14 protein-coding genes and 1 tRNA gene are annotated in these 17,715 nt (G+C 48.4%); 12 read left to right on the top strand and 3 right to left on the bottom strand.

From position 1 onward, the window contains the following. Nucleotides 1–46 precede the first annotated feature (46 nt). Nucleotides 47–1,168, bottom strand: coding sequence for a glycosyltransferase (locus GGU45_RS09470; protein ID WP_435224122.1), 1,122 nt, complete (start codon nucleotides 1,166–1,168; stop codon nucleotides 47–49). Between the two features lie 460 nt (nucleotides 1,169–1,628). Here GGU45_RS09470 and tgt point away from each other — a divergent pair, with 460 nt between their 5' ends. The 6 genes from tgt (at nucleotide 1,629) to GGU45_RS09440 (ending at nucleotide 6,762) form a co-directional block, all read left to right on the top strand. After that, entirely contained in the window at nucleotides 1,629–2,768 is a 1,140-nt protein-coding gene (gene tgt / locus GGU45_RS09465; RefSeq protein ID WP_435224120.1) for a tRNA guanosine(34) transglycosylase Tgt, read from the top strand. A 42-nt stretch (nucleotides 2,769–2,810) separates the two neighbouring features. Further along, nucleotides 2,811–3,914: an LptF/LptG family permease gene (locus GGU45_RS09460; protein ID WP_435224118.1), complete on the top strand. Its 1,104-nt coding sequence runs from the start codon at nucleotides 2,811–2,813 to the stop codon at nucleotides 3,912–3,914. A 246-nt stretch (nucleotides 3,915–4,160) separates the two neighbouring features. Continuing rightward, nucleotides 4,161–5,486, top strand: a complete 1,326-nt coding sequence (locus GGU45_RS09455; protein WP_435224116.1) for a citrate (Si)-synthase, eukaryotic — start codon at nucleotides 4,161–4,163, stop codon at nucleotides 5,484–5,486. 72 nt (nucleotides 5,487–5,558) lie between these two features. Continuing rightward, nucleotides 5,559–5,867, top strand: a complete 309-nt coding sequence (locus GGU45_RS09450) for a YtxH domain-containing protein (protein WP_435224114.1) — start codon at nucleotides 5,559–5,561, stop codon at nucleotides 5,865–5,867. 132 nt (nucleotides 5,868–5,999) lie between these two features. Further along, nucleotides 6,000–6,341, top strand: a complete 342-nt coding sequence (locus tag GGU45_RS09445) for a phage holin family protein (protein WP_435224112.1) — start codon at nucleotides 6,000–6,002, stop codon at nucleotides 6,339–6,341. Next, nucleotides 6,334–6,762 (top strand): hypothetical protein, encoded by a 429-nt coding sequence (locus tag GGU45_RS09440; protein ID WP_435224111.1) that lies wholly within the window; start codon nucleotides 6,334–6,336, stop codon nucleotides 6,760–6,762. The genes GGU45_RS09445 and GGU45_RS09440 overlap by 8 nt, the downstream gene beginning before the upstream one ends. Nucleotides 6,763–6,922: 160 nt before the next feature. Here the strand turns inward: GGU45_RS09440 and GGU45_RS09435 are convergent. Together GGU45_RS09435 and GGU45_RS09430 are read right to left on the bottom strand one after the other, a co-directional pair. Next, nucleotides 6,923–6,996: transfer RNA gene (locus GGU45_RS09435), tRNA-Ala, on the bottom strand. A 282-nt stretch (nucleotides 6,997–7,278) separates the two neighbouring features. Further along, a complete protein-coding gene (locus GGU45_RS09430; protein WP_435224109.1) occupies nucleotides 7,279–7,497 on the bottom strand; it encodes a helix-turn-helix domain-containing protein in 219 nt (72 codons plus the stop codon). 78 nt (nucleotides 7,498–7,575) lie between these two features. Here GGU45_RS09430 and GGU45_RS09425 point away from each other — a divergent pair, with 78 nt between their 5' ends. The 6 genes from GGU45_RS09425 (at nucleotide 7,576) to GGU45_RS09400 (ending at nucleotide 17,688) form a co-directional block, all read left to right on the top strand. Further along, nucleotides 7,576–7,761 carry a hypothetical protein gene (locus GGU45_RS09425; protein WP_435224107.1) on the top strand — a complete coding sequence of 62 codons (186 nt, stop codon included), beginning with the start codon at nucleotides 7,576–7,578 and terminating at the stop codon, nucleotides 7,759–7,761. 221 nt (nucleotides 7,762–7,982) lie between these two features. Continuing rightward, on the top strand, nucleotides 7,983–10,853 hold the full coding sequence (locus GGU45_RS09420) for a SusC/RagA family TonB-linked outer membrane protein (protein WP_435224105.1): 2,871 nt from the start codon (nucleotides 7,983–7,985) through the stop codon (nucleotides 10,851–10,853). Nucleotides 10,854–10,868: 15 nt separating this feature from the next. Beyond that, entirely contained in the window at nucleotides 10,869–12,371 is a 1,503-nt protein-coding gene (locus tag GGU45_RS09415; protein ID WP_435224103.1) for a RagB/SusD family nutrient uptake outer membrane protein, read from the top strand. Between the two features lie 8 nt (nucleotides 12,372–12,379). Beyond that, nucleotides 12,380–13,432 (top strand): fasciclin domain-containing protein, encoded by a 1,053-nt coding sequence (locus tag GGU45_RS09410; RefSeq protein WP_435224101.1) that lies wholly within the window; start codon nucleotides 12,380–12,382, stop codon nucleotides 13,430–13,432. Nucleotides 13,433–13,437: 5 nt separating this feature from the next. Continuing rightward, nucleotides 13,438–14,496, top strand: coding sequence for a DUF5007 domain-containing protein (locus GGU45_RS09405; RefSeq protein ID WP_435224099.1), 1,059 nt, complete (start codon nucleotides 13,438–13,440; stop codon nucleotides 14,494–14,496). Between the two features lie 21 nt (nucleotides 14,497–14,517). Next, nucleotides 14,518–17,688, top strand: a complete 3,171-nt coding sequence (locus tag GGU45_RS09400; RefSeq protein ID WP_435224098.1) for a SusC/RagA family TonB-linked outer membrane protein — start codon at nucleotides 14,518–14,520, stop codon at nucleotides 17,686–17,688. Nucleotides 17,689–17,715 lie beyond the last annotated feature (27 nt).

Genomic DNA, 17,715 nt, shown 5'->3' with positions numbered 1-17,715 from the left:
ATTGTTCCAGAACGCATGAATTGTTGCTTTCGCAACAGCAGGGGAATTAATTCCAGGTTTTTTTTTCTTTTTTGATCAGCATGGGCGCAAAAAGCAGGTAATACAGCACCATCCAAAGGTCCATTATCAGCACCCATTTGCGGAGATCGCGCTCGTTGAGCTGCTTCATTACCCGGGCAAAGATAAGCTGCTGGATGATGGATTTTCCTGCCAGGATGCCCAGTCCCACCCACCCACTGAACCCGATACAGCAGGCGACCACCAAAAAATAAAATAAAAAATGAGATAAGCTGTATAATCCTAAGATTATCTTGTGTTTTGGTTTATAGTACTTTGATGTGCTAAAATGACGGGTCTTTTGATATTTCCACTCCTTCCAGGTTGTTTTGGGGCTGCTTAGCGTATGCGCTGCGGGGTCAATTACGATGGCCGTATTTTTTGAATTGGCTACCTTATTGATGAAAAGGTCGTCATCGCCGCCCGGCAGATGGTTGATGGAGGAAAAGCCTTTATTGTTTAAAAAAAGGCTTTTTTTATAGCTCAGGTTCCGGCCCACCCCCATGTAGGGGATGCCGGCCAGGGCGTAGGACAGGTATTGGAGCGCACTATGGAAGGTTTCATAGCGGATCAGTTTATTCAGGAGCCCCGGATGTTTATGATAAGCGCCGTAGCCCAGTACAATATCGGCGCCATCTGCATAGGGTTCCTGCATTTTTTGCAGCCAGTGTTCAGTTGAGGGTACGCAGTCGGCATCGGTAAGCAGGAGAATTTCGTGCACCGCTTCGCGGATGCCCATCGACAAGGGATATTTTTTACCCGGGATATGTTGTGCGTTTTGCCGGAGATTCAAAATCGAAAGGCCACCGTATTTGGCATTCAGCTCCTGCAGGATAAACCTGCTGTCGTCAACTGAATTGTCGTTTACCACCAGTATCTGGTGGCTGCTGGTATACTCCTGGAAGATGAGACCGGGAATATTGCGGGCAAAATTGCGGGCTTCGTCCTTTCCGCATACAATAATGCTTACGGGCTGCTGCTGCGTGGTATTGCGTTTTTGGGGCCTGAAAAGCGCCAGCCGCAAAAAAAAATAAAAATAATAGAAGAGGAGAACAGCCGTAAAAAGCAGCAATGCAATAAATATAATATATCCAGGGGTTAGATCCGGCATGTCGCAAATATAGGTAACTTTTGTTCCTGGTTTCAGGTTTCAAATTTCAGGTTCAAAGTTTAAAGCCCGCCTGACCGGACGGGCAGGTTTCAGGTAAGATCCGTTGAACACCGGAAGCAGGCACTTTACTCCCGGTTTCCACGGCCGCCGTTTTCCGAAAACCAACAGCATCTTCATTTGAGTACTAAAATCTGATTTCTGATGTAATGAATGCCGGCCGGAGGATCCCAAATCCCAAATCAATGTCGTTTCCTTCACATAAACGTCTACTGTATTGCTCACGGATTTCTCAGAATAGTTGCAGGCAGCTCGTCAACTTTCCCTGTGTCATACTTTAAGGAAACGGTATTGATTGACCATTCACTATTGACTCATTCCCACATTCCCCATTTTCAAATTTCCACATTTTCACATTTTCAAATTCCTACATTCAGCCATTGTGTTAAATTTGCGGCCATTTATGGCGCAACTCAATTTTCAGCTACAGCATACGGATAGCGGGTCAGCCGCAAGAGCAGGGCTTATTCAGACCGACCATGGGTTGATCGAAACTCCTATTTTTATGCCGGTAGGCACAGCAGGGTCGGTTAAAGCGGTTACCCAGGCACAGCTCGAAAACGAGGTGCGGGCCCAGATCATCCTGGGCAATACCTATCACCTGTACCTGCGGCCGGGGTTGGAGGTGCTGGAGAAAGCGGGAGGACTGCACCAGTTTAACCAGTGGCACCGGCCCATCCTTACGGATAGCGGCGGGTTTCAGGTATTTTCACTGGCGGGCACCCGTAAGATTAAAGAGGAGGGGGTAACCTTTGCTTCGCATATCGATGGCAGCAAACACCTGTTTACCCCGGAGCGGGTAATGGACATTCAGCGGGTAATAGGGGGGGATATTATTATGGCGTTTGACGAGTGCCCCCCTGGCGGCAGCGAGTACAGCTACGCCCGCAAAAGTCTGGATCTGACGCATCGCTGGCTGAATCGCTGCTTTGACCGGTTTACGACTACACCCGATAAATATGGTTATACTCAAAACCTGTTCCCCATTGTGCAGGGCGCTACTTTTAAAGACCTGCGGAAGGAGTCCTGCGATTTTGTTACTCAAAAGGATGCCCCGGGCAATGCCATCGGCGGGCTGAGCGTAGGTGAACCGGAGGATAAGATGTACGAGATCTGCGACTGGTGTTGCCAGCATCTGCCGGCACATAAGCCCCGTTACCTGATGGGTGTGGGCACCCCCTGGAACATTCTTGAATGCATTGGCATGGGCATCGATATGTTTGACTGTGTAATGCCCACCCGCAACGGGCGTAATGCCATGCTGTTTACAACGGAAGGCGTCATCAATATCGATAATAAGAAATGGGAATTTGATTATTCGCCCATCGATGCGGGCCTACCCAACCCGATGAGCAACGGGTACAGTAAGGCCTACCTGCGGCACCTGTTCAAAAGCGGAGAGCTACTGGCTCTTACCATTGCCAGCGTGCATAACCTGGCTTTTTACCTTTGGCTGGTACAGGAGGCCCGCGGGCAGATCATCGCCGGCAGCTACAGCACCTGGAAAAATCAAATGATTGTTAAGTTAAAAACGCGGCTGTAAGGAATATCTTTTTTTCGGTTACTTTTACAGCTTATATATTTCATGAAGAAACTGGACTGGTACATATTAAACAAACTGTTGATATCGTTTGTCTTTTGCATGTTGTTGTTTACGGTGATTGCCGTAGCCATTGATACCAGTGAAAAATCGGATGATTTTGTAAAGTCGGGTCTTTCCTCCTGGCAGATCTTTACCAAATATTATATGGGGTTCATCCCGTATATCTGGAGTTTATTGTTTCCGCTGTTCGTATTTATCGCTGTTATCTTCTTTACCAGTAAAATGGCGCTGCGTTCGGAGGTGATCGCCATCCTTGCCAGTGGTACCCGCTTTACGCGTTTCCTACGGCCTTATATGATTGGCGGATTGCTGCTGGCTACCTTGCTTTTTTTTGGCCGGGCCTATTTTATCCCGATGGCCAATAATATTATGAGCAACTTCCGGAAGACGTATATTGATAAAAATGATCCGCTCAAGAACCGCTCAGAGAGTGCCTGCAGCACCTGCTTTTATAAGCGGGTAGATAGTATCACCTATATGGGAGTTAAGAATTTTGATGCCCTTACTCAAAAGAGCGGGGCGTTTTTTATGGACCGGGTGAAAAAAGGCAAGGTTGTGTACAACCTGCGTGCAGAATCAGTACGTTGGGATACGACCAAAAAAATGCGGAGGTGGGTGGCCGAAAACGTGGTAGAACGCCGCGTGGATAGCCTGGGAGAGCGGATCACCCACCTCAAAGAAAAAGTGGTGCGGTTAAATATGGCCCCGGACGAGCTGATCAAAGACGAATACCTGAAAGATAAACTGACCACGCCCGGACTAAAACGCCTGATCAAAAATGAGCAATTAAGGGGCACCGAAGGATTGAACGCTCTGAAGGTAGAATTGTATAAAAGGACTTCGACCCCTTTTACAGTGTTGCTGCTTACCTTTATTGGCGCTGTAATTGCCAGCCGGAAAACCCGCGGGGGAAGCGGTATGCACCTGGCCCTGGGAATCGTAATTGCGGCTGTATTCATTTTGGCCGACCAGTTTTCTACAGTGTTTTCTACTAAGGGAAGTTTTCCGCCGCTGCTGGCTGCCTGGATGCCCAACCTCTTCTTTTCTCTGGTGGCGCTCCGGCTCTACACCGCAGCGCCTAAATAATCTGATTTAAGAACGAAGATTTGAGACAGAAGCGATGAGCCCGATACGAAAGCGGTTCCGCAACGTCAACCGTCTTCACCTGGAACAGACCAGGCACCGGAGCATGTATTTTTAAACTGTTTTTCTTTTTTTTTGTTAAGCCTGTAATGTCCATTGAAAAATACTGAAATATAATTTGTTGTGGCAATTGCCTTTAACTATCTTTAGCGCAAACCATTTTTTTAATAGTTAAGACGAAGAGCATATATGGAAGAATTCAAAGTGAAGTTTAAAGAGCAGGCGGATAAGCTGGGTGCGGAGATCAAGACCCTGCTCCAGGAACATGGGAATACAGTTATCGGGGAAACCACGCTGGCGCAGATTTATCAGGGAATGCGGGGGATGACCGCGCTGGTGAGCGAAACCTCCCTGCTTGACGCCCAGGACGGTATCCGTTTTAGAAGACGTTCCATTCCTGAGTTGAGAGAACAGCTGCCAAAAGCCAAAGGGGGCACTGAACCGCTTCCGGAGGCCCTGTTTTACCTCATGATGATTGGCGAAATCCCCAGCGAAGAAGATGTGGAAAATCTGAGTGCTATTTTGCAACGGCGCAGCCACGTGCCAACCTATGTGTTTGATACCATGAAGGCCCTGCCGAGGGATACTCATCCTATGACGCAGTTTGTAGTGGGCGTTATGGCACTGCAGGCAGAAAGTGTTTTTGCGAAACGCTATGCAGCAGGATTCTCCAAAAAGGAATACTGGGAAGCAACATTGGAAGATACGCTCAACCTGATTGCACGGCTTCCGCATATCGCTGCATTTGTTTACCGCCGTAAATACAAGGGGGGTAAAGCAGTGCAACCCGATGGAATGCTCGACTGGGCCGCCAATTTTGCCCATATGTTGGGATACGACAATGAAGAATTTAAAGAACTGATGCGGTTGTACATGGTCATTCATGCCGATCATGAAGGCGGAAATGTGTCGGCCCATGCAACGCATCTGGTAGGCTCGGCATTAAGTGACCCCTACCTGAGCTATGCAGCCGGTATGAACGGTTTGGCGGGCCCCCTGCATGGGCTGGCAAACCAGGAAGTGATCAAGTGGATCTTCGAAATGCAAAAAGAATTGAATACGGAGGCGCCCACAGCGGAACAGATAGCCGAATATGTGAAAAAAACCCTGGGCGAAGGAAAGGTAGTACCGGGATACGGTCATGCCGTGCTGCGTCAGACGGACCCCCGCTTTACTGCTCAAATGGAATTTGGTAAAAAACACATGCCGGATGATCCGCTGGTAAATACGGTGTGGAGAATTTATGAAACGGTTCCCGGAATCCTGCAATCGCTGGGAAAGGTGAAGAATCCCTGGCCCAATGTGGATGCACACAGCGGCGCATTGCTGGTGCATTATGGAATGGAGGAATACGAGTACTACACTGTGCTCTTTGCCGTAAGCCGCGCGCTGGGCGTATTATCGAGCCTTTGCTGGGACCGCGCTTTGGGCATGCCGCTGGAGCGCCCCAAATCCGTAACTACTGCTGCCGTAAAACGCTGGCTGAATAAGGAGGTTGAAAACCTGGGCGATTAATTTTTTTTGGTACGGTTTTTTAGGGTTTGTAAGTAATAACCGATTATTAAAACTAAAATAAAAAGGAAGTTTATGAAAAATAGAGATAAGTACCTTTTGGGCATCGCCGGCGCTGCAGTGGCGGGCATTGCAATCGGGTTGCTGTTTTACACTGATGAAGGCAAAAAGACGCGTAAAAAAATGAAAAATACTGCCAATGATTGGGCCGACTCCCTGGGAAGCCTGATTGCATCGGGTAAGGAGAGCCTTTCGGATCTGTCGCATAAGGCCGCTGAAAAAGCTAAAAAAGGTTACAAGCGGTTTAAAGGCCAGACCCGGGATAGCTATGATGAACTTAAAGGCGAGTACAATGACCTGGCTGATGAGTATGCCAATAAGTAGGATGATATAAAAAATAATGGCTTTTTTATAAGCAGGTTGTCTGAAAGTTTGTTGTTGCGTCCGGAACCTTGGTTCAGAAAGAACAATATACTTTTGAGGCAGCCTTTTTTTGTAACTAATAAAACGCAAACTATGCTTGAACTGAAAGAGAAGCTGGAGACCGTTGCAGAAGATGTAGAGGGAATTGCAAAAACCTATTACCGGCTGTCAGTGCTGAATATTGTGGATAAGGGCAGTAAACTGGGATCCTCCTTTTTAGTCCTGGGGCTTGTTACAGGGCTTGCCTTTTTTATCTTTCTGTTTATCGGCTTTGGCGCCAGTTATTGGATCGGGCAGGCGCTGGGCAATCCCATGCTTGGTTTTTTTATTGTGGCGGGATTTCTCTTGCTTATTTTACTGCTGATACTGCTGCTGAGTAAAAAAACGATTCAGCCATTGATCCGTAATATCATCATCAAGAATATCTATGACTAAGCCCATTATTACTACGCATGAGGAGCTCATGCAGGAAAAGGCCCGGCTTAAAGCCAGGTTAAAGCAACATAAAACGGAGTTGCGGCAATCTGTTGAGGAAATAAAGGAGGCGTTTAATCCCATCAGCCAGGTGGCCAAAACCACTCGCAAAATCTGGAACGCCGATCGCTCAAATCCGTTGGTGTCAATGGGGGTTACCAGGCTTACGGACCTGGTGATCCGCAAAGGAATCCTGCGCCGGGCGGGATGGCTGTCGCGGTTGGTTGCTCCCGTACTGATCCAAAAAGTAGCCACCTACATCATCAGCGAAAAAGCCGCGGACAGGGTAGGGCAGCTGCTGCACCAGGCGGCATCCTGCCTGCGTAAAGCGGAGGCAGGAGGACAAAATACGGGCAATAAAAAAATGGCAAAGCCGGTGTAAACCGATGTAGACAGTTCCGCCTTGCAGGAAGCTGTGTAAACACATTCATGTTCCTGAACGATCCCCATTTGATACCCAAATTTGAAGTGATCCGATATTACCCAGAGACAAGGCAGCATAAAAAAAGTCTTACGAATATCGTAAGACTTTGATGATTAAGTGGAGGATATCGGAGTCGAACCGACGACCTCTTGCATGCCATGCAAGCGCTCTAGCCAACTGAGCTAATCCCCCCTGTGAAGTATTTCAAATCCGCTGGACCAACGGCCTTCTGCTGCTGGCGGAGCGCAAATATATATATTCCGGTTTATCAATCCAAAAATGTATTGACAAAATTCAGCGCCTGTCTGAATTTTAAATAAGCGCTCAATCTGCAACTTTTCAAAGAACAGCATTGCACGCTTAGAATGCTGTTTGAAAATGGCATTGGGGTAGTCCCTATAACTGCTATAGGCGTGCTTTAACGCGGCTTTAAAGGGGTAGTAATCCCGTTAATGCCATACTGTTTTGGCAACGCTAACGGACATCAACAAGTTCGGGAAGCGAAATTTCCAATGCGTTGGCCACTCTTAGTAACGTGCCAATTTTCAGGTTATGATTGCCCGCCTCCATCCGCGAGACATTTGACTTCTCCATTTGAATTTCCAGGCCGAATTCAGACTGCGACATTCCTTTGTCAGTCCTTAGCTGCTTGATTTTCAAGCCTAATTTCTTCAAAAGTTGCGCTTCCGTCACCAGTTGTCATTTGTGACAACAAATTTCTACCAAACCGCTACCTTTGGGGTTATCAGGAACAACATCAATTAATGTCAAATGAGAAAACTGCTGCAACCATCAGGATCAATCACCGAAATCATACAAGGAATAGGATTGGCCGCCATCGCCCTGCTATTGGTAGGGATCGCTGTTTTTATTATAAAGAGAAGAAGCCGGGAACAGTTCCGGCCCGAAAGTGATGAGCGTATAAAAGCGAAATATCCAGGCAGTAAAAACAAATGAGGCAGTATTAAAAGCCTTTCCTGCAAAATGTCCTTGCGGTATTTTGATCTGGTTTCCGGAAGCCGGGTGGTCTTTTTATTTATGGATAAATAAAAATTTCCTGTCGCGAAAAAAAAGTTGCCTAATATTTGAAAATATTATTTTTTTACGTTAAGTTTGATATGGTACTTATCAACGATTGTAAAAGAGCCAGGACGAGAACCAGACTTTAACCGAACTGTATGTGTGACAAAAAAATCATCAGACTATTTTTTGCTGTTCTCCTTATATCCATTACCTGCCGCCTTACCGCACAGGACAGCAGCAGGGTGCAACCGCAGGTTGTAAAGGATACCGTATTCAGAGGCCTGAACCGTCCGCCCACGGAGCTGTTGCCCTACCTGCCTGCCATCACGTTGCCGGCATTGCTGGATGCAAAAGTGGCCGGCGTTACCACTTTGCGGAAGTCTTCTGAGCCCGGCATACCCGCCTGGCTGCTGGTGCGGGGACTGCATGCGCCTGTTTCCAGGCAAAGCGATATCTATTCCATTGCGCCATTATATGTGGTGGATGGCATACCGTTGATACAAAACCATGCGTTTCCGTTTGGCATTAAGCAGTATGACTATGAACGGGTCGGTTCAGAAACGGACATTACCGCTATGTTAAACATCAACGATATTGAATCCATAGAGGTATTAAAAGATCCTGCAGATATTGCCTCCTACGGTGTGCAGGGCATCGATGGTGTGGTATTGATTCATAGCCGGAAGCCCAGCCCCGGAAAGTATCGCGTTCATGTAAATTTATACGGTGGGGTTTTGCTGCGCCCGGACAATATAAAAACCGCAAACGGCCGTTACGAGCGTGATTTCAGAAAGCCGTTTTATGATGCTTATGCCACGCCACAGCAGCAGGCTGCCTTTCCGGCCTATTTAGCCGACTCCTCCAATGCGGTTTATTATGGCCCTGCAAACTGGGATGATCTTTATTATCAAAATGCCTGGCAGCATTCCATCAACGCCGCCATCTCCGGTGGTACAGAGCGGGCTTATTTCAGGCTGGGCCTGGGCAATGTGCGCGAAAGCGGTATTATGCGCAATACCGGCGCCGACCGGTACAATGTGTCGGCCAACATTGGTATGGTGCCTTTTGATAACCTTACCGTAACCACACAAATACAACTGGGGCTTACAGACAGGACCCGCAACACCTTCCTGCGTGATCGTTTTGCAGAGCAGGAATACCTGCCCTCTCTTCTGGCGCCGCTTTCGCCCAATAAAGAATATTTGTCCAACTACTATGCATTGCTGGATCGCTGGTCCTTCGATAAAAACCAGGATCATTTCCTGGCCGGTATGATTAAAGCCGCCTACCAGTTAAAAAACTGGAAACTCAGTAGCTCCTTCCTGATGAACTATCATGATAATAACCGGGACCTGTATTTTCCTACTACGGTGAATGACGGCAATAATTTTGCTTCCTATTTTATAGGGCTGGATAAACGATCGGCCTGGAAAAACGAAATCAGCTATAAGGCCGGCCTTGGGGAAGATATCGTATTGCAGCTTACAGGTGCTGCAGAGGCACAGTGGGATCGCCGTAAGTACGATTATATAAAGGGATACCGCGGCGGATCCGATTTTGTCAAAATCATTGCCGGAGGCTCCTCTCCATCCTTCCAGGAAGGGACGGTATTTGCCTTTAAGGATTACCTGAACCACAACCTGGTTTCCTTTTCGGGACGTGCCAACCTGATGTTTAGAAACCGGTATGAACTTACAGCTGCTGTAAACCGGCAGGGATCTTCTTATTTTCAGAACGGGTACTGGTGGTTTACATCGCCTTCCCTGGCCCTGGCCTGGGATCTGAAAGACCAATGGGGGTTAAGCCCTGCATTTTCCCTGCTCAAATTGAAAGCCGGCATTGGCCGCACCGGCCGGTTATTTGATAACGATAGTTACGGATACGGACCCGTGTATACGGTAGATAACGGCTATAACGGGGCGCCGTTTATACCGTCTTATGGATCGATGCCTACACTTACGCTTCCCTTTAACCGGGGATATACCGGGTGGGGTATTGACTGGTCTTATGCAGACCAGGCCCATATTGGTTTTGAGCTGGGCATTGGCAACCGGTGGAATATTGCGGTGGCTTATTATTTGCGCAATGATAAAAATATGGTGGCCCCTGTACCGGTACCCACGGAATATGGTTTTACAAAGCAATATAAGAATGGGTTGGCAGTAAAGAACACCGGCCTGGAAGCCAATGTAGGAACCTCCATGGGAAACAGCACCTTTAAATGGAGCCCCAACCTGTTGCTGCATTGGAACAACAACCGTATTGCTGCCCTGCCCGATGGACTCAACAGCATTACAGCCGATGGCCGCCGTCTGCAAAAGGGACAAAGGGTAGATGCTTACTGGCTGCTGCAAAATGAAGGTGTTTATGATAGTGATGCAGCGGTGCCCCTCAACCCGGCTACCAATCAGCGTTTGACCTACTATGGTATTGCAATGAAAAAAGGCGATCCCCGATGGAAGGATGTAAACGGCGATTTTATTGTGGATGATAACGACCGGGTATTTCAGGGTAATATGTATCCCAAAATCAGTGGGGCCTTCAACCAGTCGTTCAGCTATAAAAACTGGGAATTGAACTTGCTCACCTCTTTTGCCCTGGGTAAATACCTGGTAAATGAGGCCACCGCCAACCGCTTTGATTTTGCTAACCGGGAAGTATCGGGCAGTATGAGCGGGGTAAAGGAAATTACCTTTTGGACACAGATCCCCGACCGTGAAAAATACCCGCTTTACAATCCATGGAGCCTGGTACAGCCTTACCAGCGGGACCAAACCCTGTTTTTGGAAAAAGCAGATTTCCTGAAGCTCAAATCAGTACTGCTTTCTTACAATATGAAGGATCTGGTCTGGGTAAAAAAAGCAAAGATCGAATCAATGAAAGCCTATATCACCGCCAACAACCTGTTTACTGTTACGCCTTATACCGGTCGCGATCCCGAGCTTTCGAACTACATGGGGTACGATGATGGGTACGGCATTCCCTTTGCCCGAAGCTTTTCCGTTGGCCTGCAGTTAGACCTTTAATAAAATAAGATTTCTATGAAATTGTACAATATTCTGTGGCTTTTTTTGATTGTTCTTTCTGCCCGTTGCGGAAAGGAATTGAACCTGCCCTCACGCCACCAGGTGCCTGAAAATAATATGTGGCAACAACGCAATGACGCCCGCTCCGGCGTGTTTGCCGCCTACGGGCTTATGCGCGCCGCCCTGGCCAACGAAAATGCTTTTTTTGCTTATGGAGAGCTGCGGGCCGGCAACTTTAAAGCGACCAGTCGCGCCGACATCAGTGCCGTAACCACGCAGCAGCTCAGCGCTCAGTTTGCTACCCTTGAGGAGTGGAAGGACTGGCGCCGTTTTTATGCGGTAATTGCGCAGGCCAACCTTTGTTTGCAAAAATTGCCGCAGGTGCTCCAAAAAGACTTTCGTTACAACGAGCAAAATATGAAGGTAGATATGGCTTCTGTACGTTTTCTGCGGGCCCTGGCTTACTTCTATATTGTGCGTATCTGGGGCGATGCGCCGTTGATTACAGATGCTGTAGACGGTAGCTTTGCCGGCCGGTCAAGAGATCCGCAGTCAAAAATACTCGACTTTGTTGAACAGGAATTTATTGCGGCGGCCGTAAACCTTCCGTGGAATTATGATGGCAACCAACCCGAGCAGATAGGTATTTATTATGACCAGGCGGGCAGCTTCTGGCTTTCCTGTATTGCATCCAAAGCCGCCTGTTATGCCATGCTGGCGCACTTGTATGCGTGGCGGGGCAACTATGCCGCCTGCGAGTCCAATGCAAGATTGGTATATGAAAATACCAGCCTGGGCAAGTATACGTTTACCTCATCCTCTACACTTACCGCAGAAACCAATGGTGTGTTCAGCGCCCTGGGTAATGGGGTTATTTTTTCGCTCACGGCAGATGCACGTTACCAGGAGTCGGCAGCAAAGGGACATATAGAAGACTGGACACTCAGTACACCGCTGGTAGATAAAACGGTGCCCGAGGTGTATATACCGGCCGATTCGGTTTTGCAGATCTTTAATGAGCCCAATGATCAGCGCTTTGCTATTAGCGTGGCAGGAGCGGTAAGCGGAGGCTATTTTCAGAATTTCAGCAACCCGGTACCGATGTTCAGCAAGATAAAGGCCCGCACATTTACCCAGGATCCGCTGTTCAATAATTTTCAATCGGCCATTGTCATTACGCGTTATGAAGATATCGTGTTGCTGAGGGCGGAAGCACTGTATTATCTCAATGATCTGAATAATGCCACGGTGTACCTGAATGCGGTGCGCACCCGGCGCGGGCTTGCCGAATTTAACCCGCAAACGGGAGGCAACCTGCTCAATGCCATTTTAAAGGAACGGCAACGGGAACTGCTGGGCGAAGGGCAACGCTGGTTTGACCTGGTGCGTAACCAGCGGGCGTACCTGTATGCCGGTTTATCAAAAGAGCAAATGGACCAGGGTGCAGGACTGTGGCCGCTTTCAAAGAACACACTGATCAATAACCCGTCCCTGCAGCAAAACAGTTACTGGAAATAATATTGAATATGAATACCATGAATACGGCAAAATATTATTACATGCTCTGCCTGCTGTTGTTGGTGGCAGGCGTTGCCTGCAAAAAAGACAGCACCTACCGGAATGATGACCCGGCCGGCAATAAGCTTCCTTACAACGTATATGAGTACCTGCAAAGGCAGGGGCGGGGTTTCGATTCGCTGCTTTTTATCATTAATAAATCCGGCTTAAAAGATACCCTGGCCACCCAGAATGTGACCTTCTTCATTCCTTCTGATGCCAGTATCAGCAGTGCCCTGGTCAATTATAACAACCGCCGCAGCGGTCAGGGCCTTGGCCCCGTGGCTTTGAAGGATATTGACAGCTCCTCGTTGCGGCAGCTGCTGGAGTATTATATAACAAGGGGCAGCTGGACGGCGGATGCCATTGCAGAAAACAGGGATGGCATCTACCTGCGTACCGTTGGAGACCGTACCACCAATGTTATACAGCAAACGGCCAGCACCGAAGGCGTAGAGAACGGAGGCAGCAATGTGCTCAAGTACAGCTTTACCTATAGCTCAAAATGGGAGGAAGACTGGTCGAGCAGCCGTACCAGTACTACCGACATCCAATTGTCCAATGGGATTGTACATGTGCTGGAGCCCGGTCATATTTTTGGGTTCGGCACGTTTCATATTCGTGCAGCAGAACGGCAGAACTATTGGAGCGACTACTATTATTACTCCGCCGGTACACTGTATTTACCCAATGGAACCACCCGGGCCTGGGGGCCGTTGGCTACAGCCGCTTTGCGGAATGGTAAGCGCGTATCAGCAGTGTCGGCTAATGAAGTGATTATGGACGGGGCCGACTATATTGGTAATGTGCTGTATAAAATAAAGATCACCTTAGACAACCGCGATAGTGTAACCGCCATAGATCCTGCAACAGCCCAGGCCAATGCTACGCTTAAAAAACATGGCCCCAGCTATTTTGACCGGGATAAATTTATCCTGCACCTCGATTATCAATACGACCAAACCAGCTCACCTGCGGGACGGTACATCATTATTGAAGACGTAAAACTGAATAAAAATTAACGGGCATGAACAAAAAACGCAATTATCTTTTAAGCGCTGTGCTGGCACTGGCACTGATTACGGGATGCAAGAAAACGCCTCCTGTAACAGAATACCTTAGTTCCAGAGTTGGCTTTGCTACAGATACGTACACGCCCATACTGGGAAGAAACCTCCTGGTGTTAACACAGTTTAATGCCGATAAGTCCAGCTATCCGCTCAATTTTGAACTGCGCAACCTACGCCATGCCGGTGGTAGCCCCGCTCCCGAGCTTACGGCATCGGTTACTGTAAAGGATTGGACGGGGCGTTATACAGGCCTCGAAACTTCCCTGGCCGAAATTGAAGCCAAGCGGCAGGAAGTGCAAAAGCCCTATTTCACCATCCGCCCCGGCTCGGGCGACCTGGTATTTGCGGCGGCTTCATCGGCCCTTATTCATGGAAAGCCCAATACGGATTCCCTTTATCTTTTTGATATTATGGTGTCTAATAATACCGGGGCCAGCAAGCTGTTTGCCAATCAGAAACTGCTCCCGTATAAAGAAATACCGTATGAGCCTTTTGAGTACAATAAAGAAACCCGGATGCCGCTTACCGAAAATTTTCAAACCTATCCGCCGGTCAATACAACTTCCATTACCGTTCCCAAACAGGTGCGTCTAAGTACTTCCACTAACCTCTATTATACTACAGACAGTCTTTTGCAGCCTTATATGACCGCGGTGTATTTTCGAAAAACAGGCAATGGAAGCTCACTTACTTTCCGTTTCCTGGATAAGGATTCGCTGCCCATCAACCCCGCTAAGTTCAGCAACACCAAATGGACGGAGCTGATACATGGGTTCAATATGCAAATGACCAGCAGCTATGTAAAATACGATGCGGCTTATCCCATACCGCTTACGCCTATTACTACCAAATATGCTTCGGGCGGCCTGGCCCGGGTATTGTTTGAGTATCCCCGCAGGGGCTTTGGCAACAGCCTGCGTAATGGCGTGTTTGGTCTCAATTTTTCTATTTATGAACAGGGAGACTGGGACATTGTCTTTCATTTCAAAAAGAACCTGAAGTTTGAGAACGATTAATAACTGCGAACAACAAAAGATATGAAAGGAACGATATACAGATTCATAGCCTGCTTATTCCTGCTGGGCATCGTAGGCGGCCAGCTGCAGGGCCAAACCATCAAGGCCACCGGTAGGGTAATAGCGGCAGATACGAAAGAGCCTTTGAACGGCGCTACCATCAGCGCCTGGAAAGGGCGGGTGCTCCGGGCTCTTATTACTACCGATCAGCTCGGAAATTTTAGTGTGCAACTCAAGCCGGGAGAGTTGATTGAGGTATCTTATGCAGGGTTTGTCACCGCAAGGAAGGAGCCTTCGGATACACTGCTGTTTGAACTGGAACGTTCTGCCGGCGATATGAACCAGGTTGTGATTGTAGGGTACCAGCGCAAACAAAAGGAAACCATCACGGGAGCCATCACGCGCATTACGGCGGATGATATCAAAGACATTCCTTCGGCCAACCTGGAGGAGCTGATGCAGGGCCGTGTGGCAGGGTTAAATGTGCAGATGAATACAGGAGCTCCGGGCTTCAGGGGCGCTGCCACCATCCGGGGGCTCTCCAGTATCGGAGCCACGGGAGCAGGCAATGACGCCTATGTAAATGCCAACTCGCCCCTGTATATTGTCGATGGTGTACCCATTGATGCAGATGCCGGTTTTGAATACGGCTTCCAGTCCATTGGGCCGGGTACCAGTCCGCTGTCGCTCATTCCCGTGGAAGATATTGAAACGGTAGATGTAATGCTCGATGCGCAGGCAGCATCGCTTTATGGTTCGCGCGGCGCCAACGGGGTTATTGTAATTACCACCAAGAAGGGTAAATCCAAAATACCCATCATCACCTATGTAGGTAATTTCTTTTTGAACACGGTGCCGCCCCTGCGCAATACCATCGGGGGGCAGGAGGAGCGCCTGCTTCGGGTAAATACCGTATACAATAATGGTGACTACGGGTATATTTACCAGATCAACAAACAGCCCTTTATTTCAGACAGTTTGAATCCCTTTTATAACAACGCTACTAACTGGCAGGGCATTTATTATACCCCCACTTATAACCACTCGCACAACCTTTCTCTTGCCGGCGGCGACCAGGTGCTGAACTATAAAGCAAACATGAACTATTATTCTGAACGAGGCGTTATCCGCAACACCGGTTTCGATCGTTATGCGGCTACCATGAGTTTAGGCTTCAACCCCAACGAAAAATTCAGGATCAATGCACAGGTTTTTGCAGCTATCGGCAACAAGCTGAAGGGGAGTGGCAACGGGCTTACCGAAGTGGGCGCAGGATCCAATGTGGCATCATCCCTGTTGCCGGGACCCTCTTTTTTCCTGGACGTATCCCAGTTCTCAGGGGCCATTTATAGTACCAATGATGCTAAAACACATAATTTTCGCTCCTTTGTGGATGCCTCCTACGAAATCATAAAAAATGTGCGGCTGAGTTCCAATACCAGTTATGATTATACCATGGACAGCGAAGACTTTTTTAAACCAGCAGCGGCGGATGCCAACCGTACCCGGCTTTATGGTTATTCTGCCCGGCGCTCCAGTTTGTATAACCGCAGCCAGGTCAATTATACGCAAACCTATAACGATCAGCACACCGTATACGCCTCGGTATTCAGCGAGTTAACAGTTGACAACAGCACCGGCTACGTAATTGAAAACCGCAATGGTCCCAACGATTATTACTGGGGGCCTTTTGGTTACAACTCCTGGTACTCCAACTATGCCGGAGTTCAATACAATAGCGGCCCGGGTACCAATGAGTATGAAACAACGCATACGATTGCGGTAGCGGCCAACCTGCAGTATAATTTTAATAAAAAATACATCATCGATTTTAGCTACCGGCAGGATGGAAGTTCCTACGCCGGCGCCAACAGCCGCTGGGCGCGTAACCCCTCCATGGGATTACGCTGGAATATAGAGAAGGAAAAATTTATGCAAAATGTAAAATGGGTCACTTCAGCCGCCCTGCGTTTTACCTATGGTATTAACCTGCGGCCTACATCCAATATTTATGCCTCGCAGGGCCAGTTTGGGGTAAGAGGCGCCTATAACAATGTGGTACGCATTGGCCCTATACTGGGCTACCTGCCTAACCCCGATCTGCGGCCGGAGCGCGTGGAGACCAAGAACCTGGGGGGCGATTTTTATTTATTTGCCAACAGGGTAGGCCTCTCTTTTAATATGTACGAAAAAAATATAGACGACCTTATTTACGAAACACCGCTGGCGGATGCTACGGGTTTTCAAAAAACATTTTCCAACGATGCGGCCCTTACCAACCGGGGGCTGGAGGTATCGCTTACCTTCCGGCCCGCCCGCCCCGGCAAGGATTTTAACTGGAATGTATATGTGAACGGATCGGCCATCAAACAAATTGTACGCCGGCTGCCGGCCAATGCCCTTGTTTGGTACAGCGATAATAACTCCGTAATTGCCCGTGTGGGTGCGGGGCAAAACAATTACCTGCTGATATCGCAGGGCGTCTTTGCCGCAGATAAGGATGTACCGGTAGATCCGGTAACGGGGCTGGGGTATCGTAATGGCTATACCACTTCTTATTTCCAGGCAGGAGATACGTACTTTAAAGATGTGGATGGCAACTATGTGATTGACGGAAACGACCTGCAGGTGGGCGGCAGCTTTGAGCCGGTTTTTACCGGGGGCTTTGGCGGCATGGTTATGTATAAAAACTTTAACCTTACGGTAAGTGGCTCCCTGCTGTTTGACCGGACCCTTCGCAATAACGCGCTTTCGCAGCGGCTGCGCAACTACCAGGATCCGCTGGAGCTGAAGGATGAAAACGGAGATGGTACGGTAGATCTTCCGGCCACTTTTGTAGATATCAGTGATGTGGATTATTACCGCGCGGGTCATACCAATGCCCGGTACCCCAATCCTTTTTTGGTGAACACCGGCACCGAATCGCTGAGGGACGGTCAGAGCCTGTTTGAGGAGGATGGTTCGTATATAAAATTCAACAGCGCCACGCTCGGGTATAATTTCAGCAAAACCTGGCTCAACAGCACCCTCCGGCTGCGCAATGCCCGGGTTTATTTTACGGTGAAAAACCCGTTACTTATTTCGCGCTACTCGGGCCCTAATCCCGAAACGGTAAACAGCCTCGGACGCGATTACTTAGGCAACTATCCCAATACCAGGGCCTATACCCTTGGGATAAACGTGGAGTTCTAAAAAACGAATTATAAAAAATAAATGATA

This window comes from Niabella hirudinis, from assembly GCF_051201075.1.
Lineage (GTDB): Bacteria > Bacteroidota > Bacteroidia > Chitinophagales > Chitinophagaceae > Niabella > Niabella hirudinis.
This window is presented reverse-complemented; position numbering and strand designations above follow the sequence as displayed.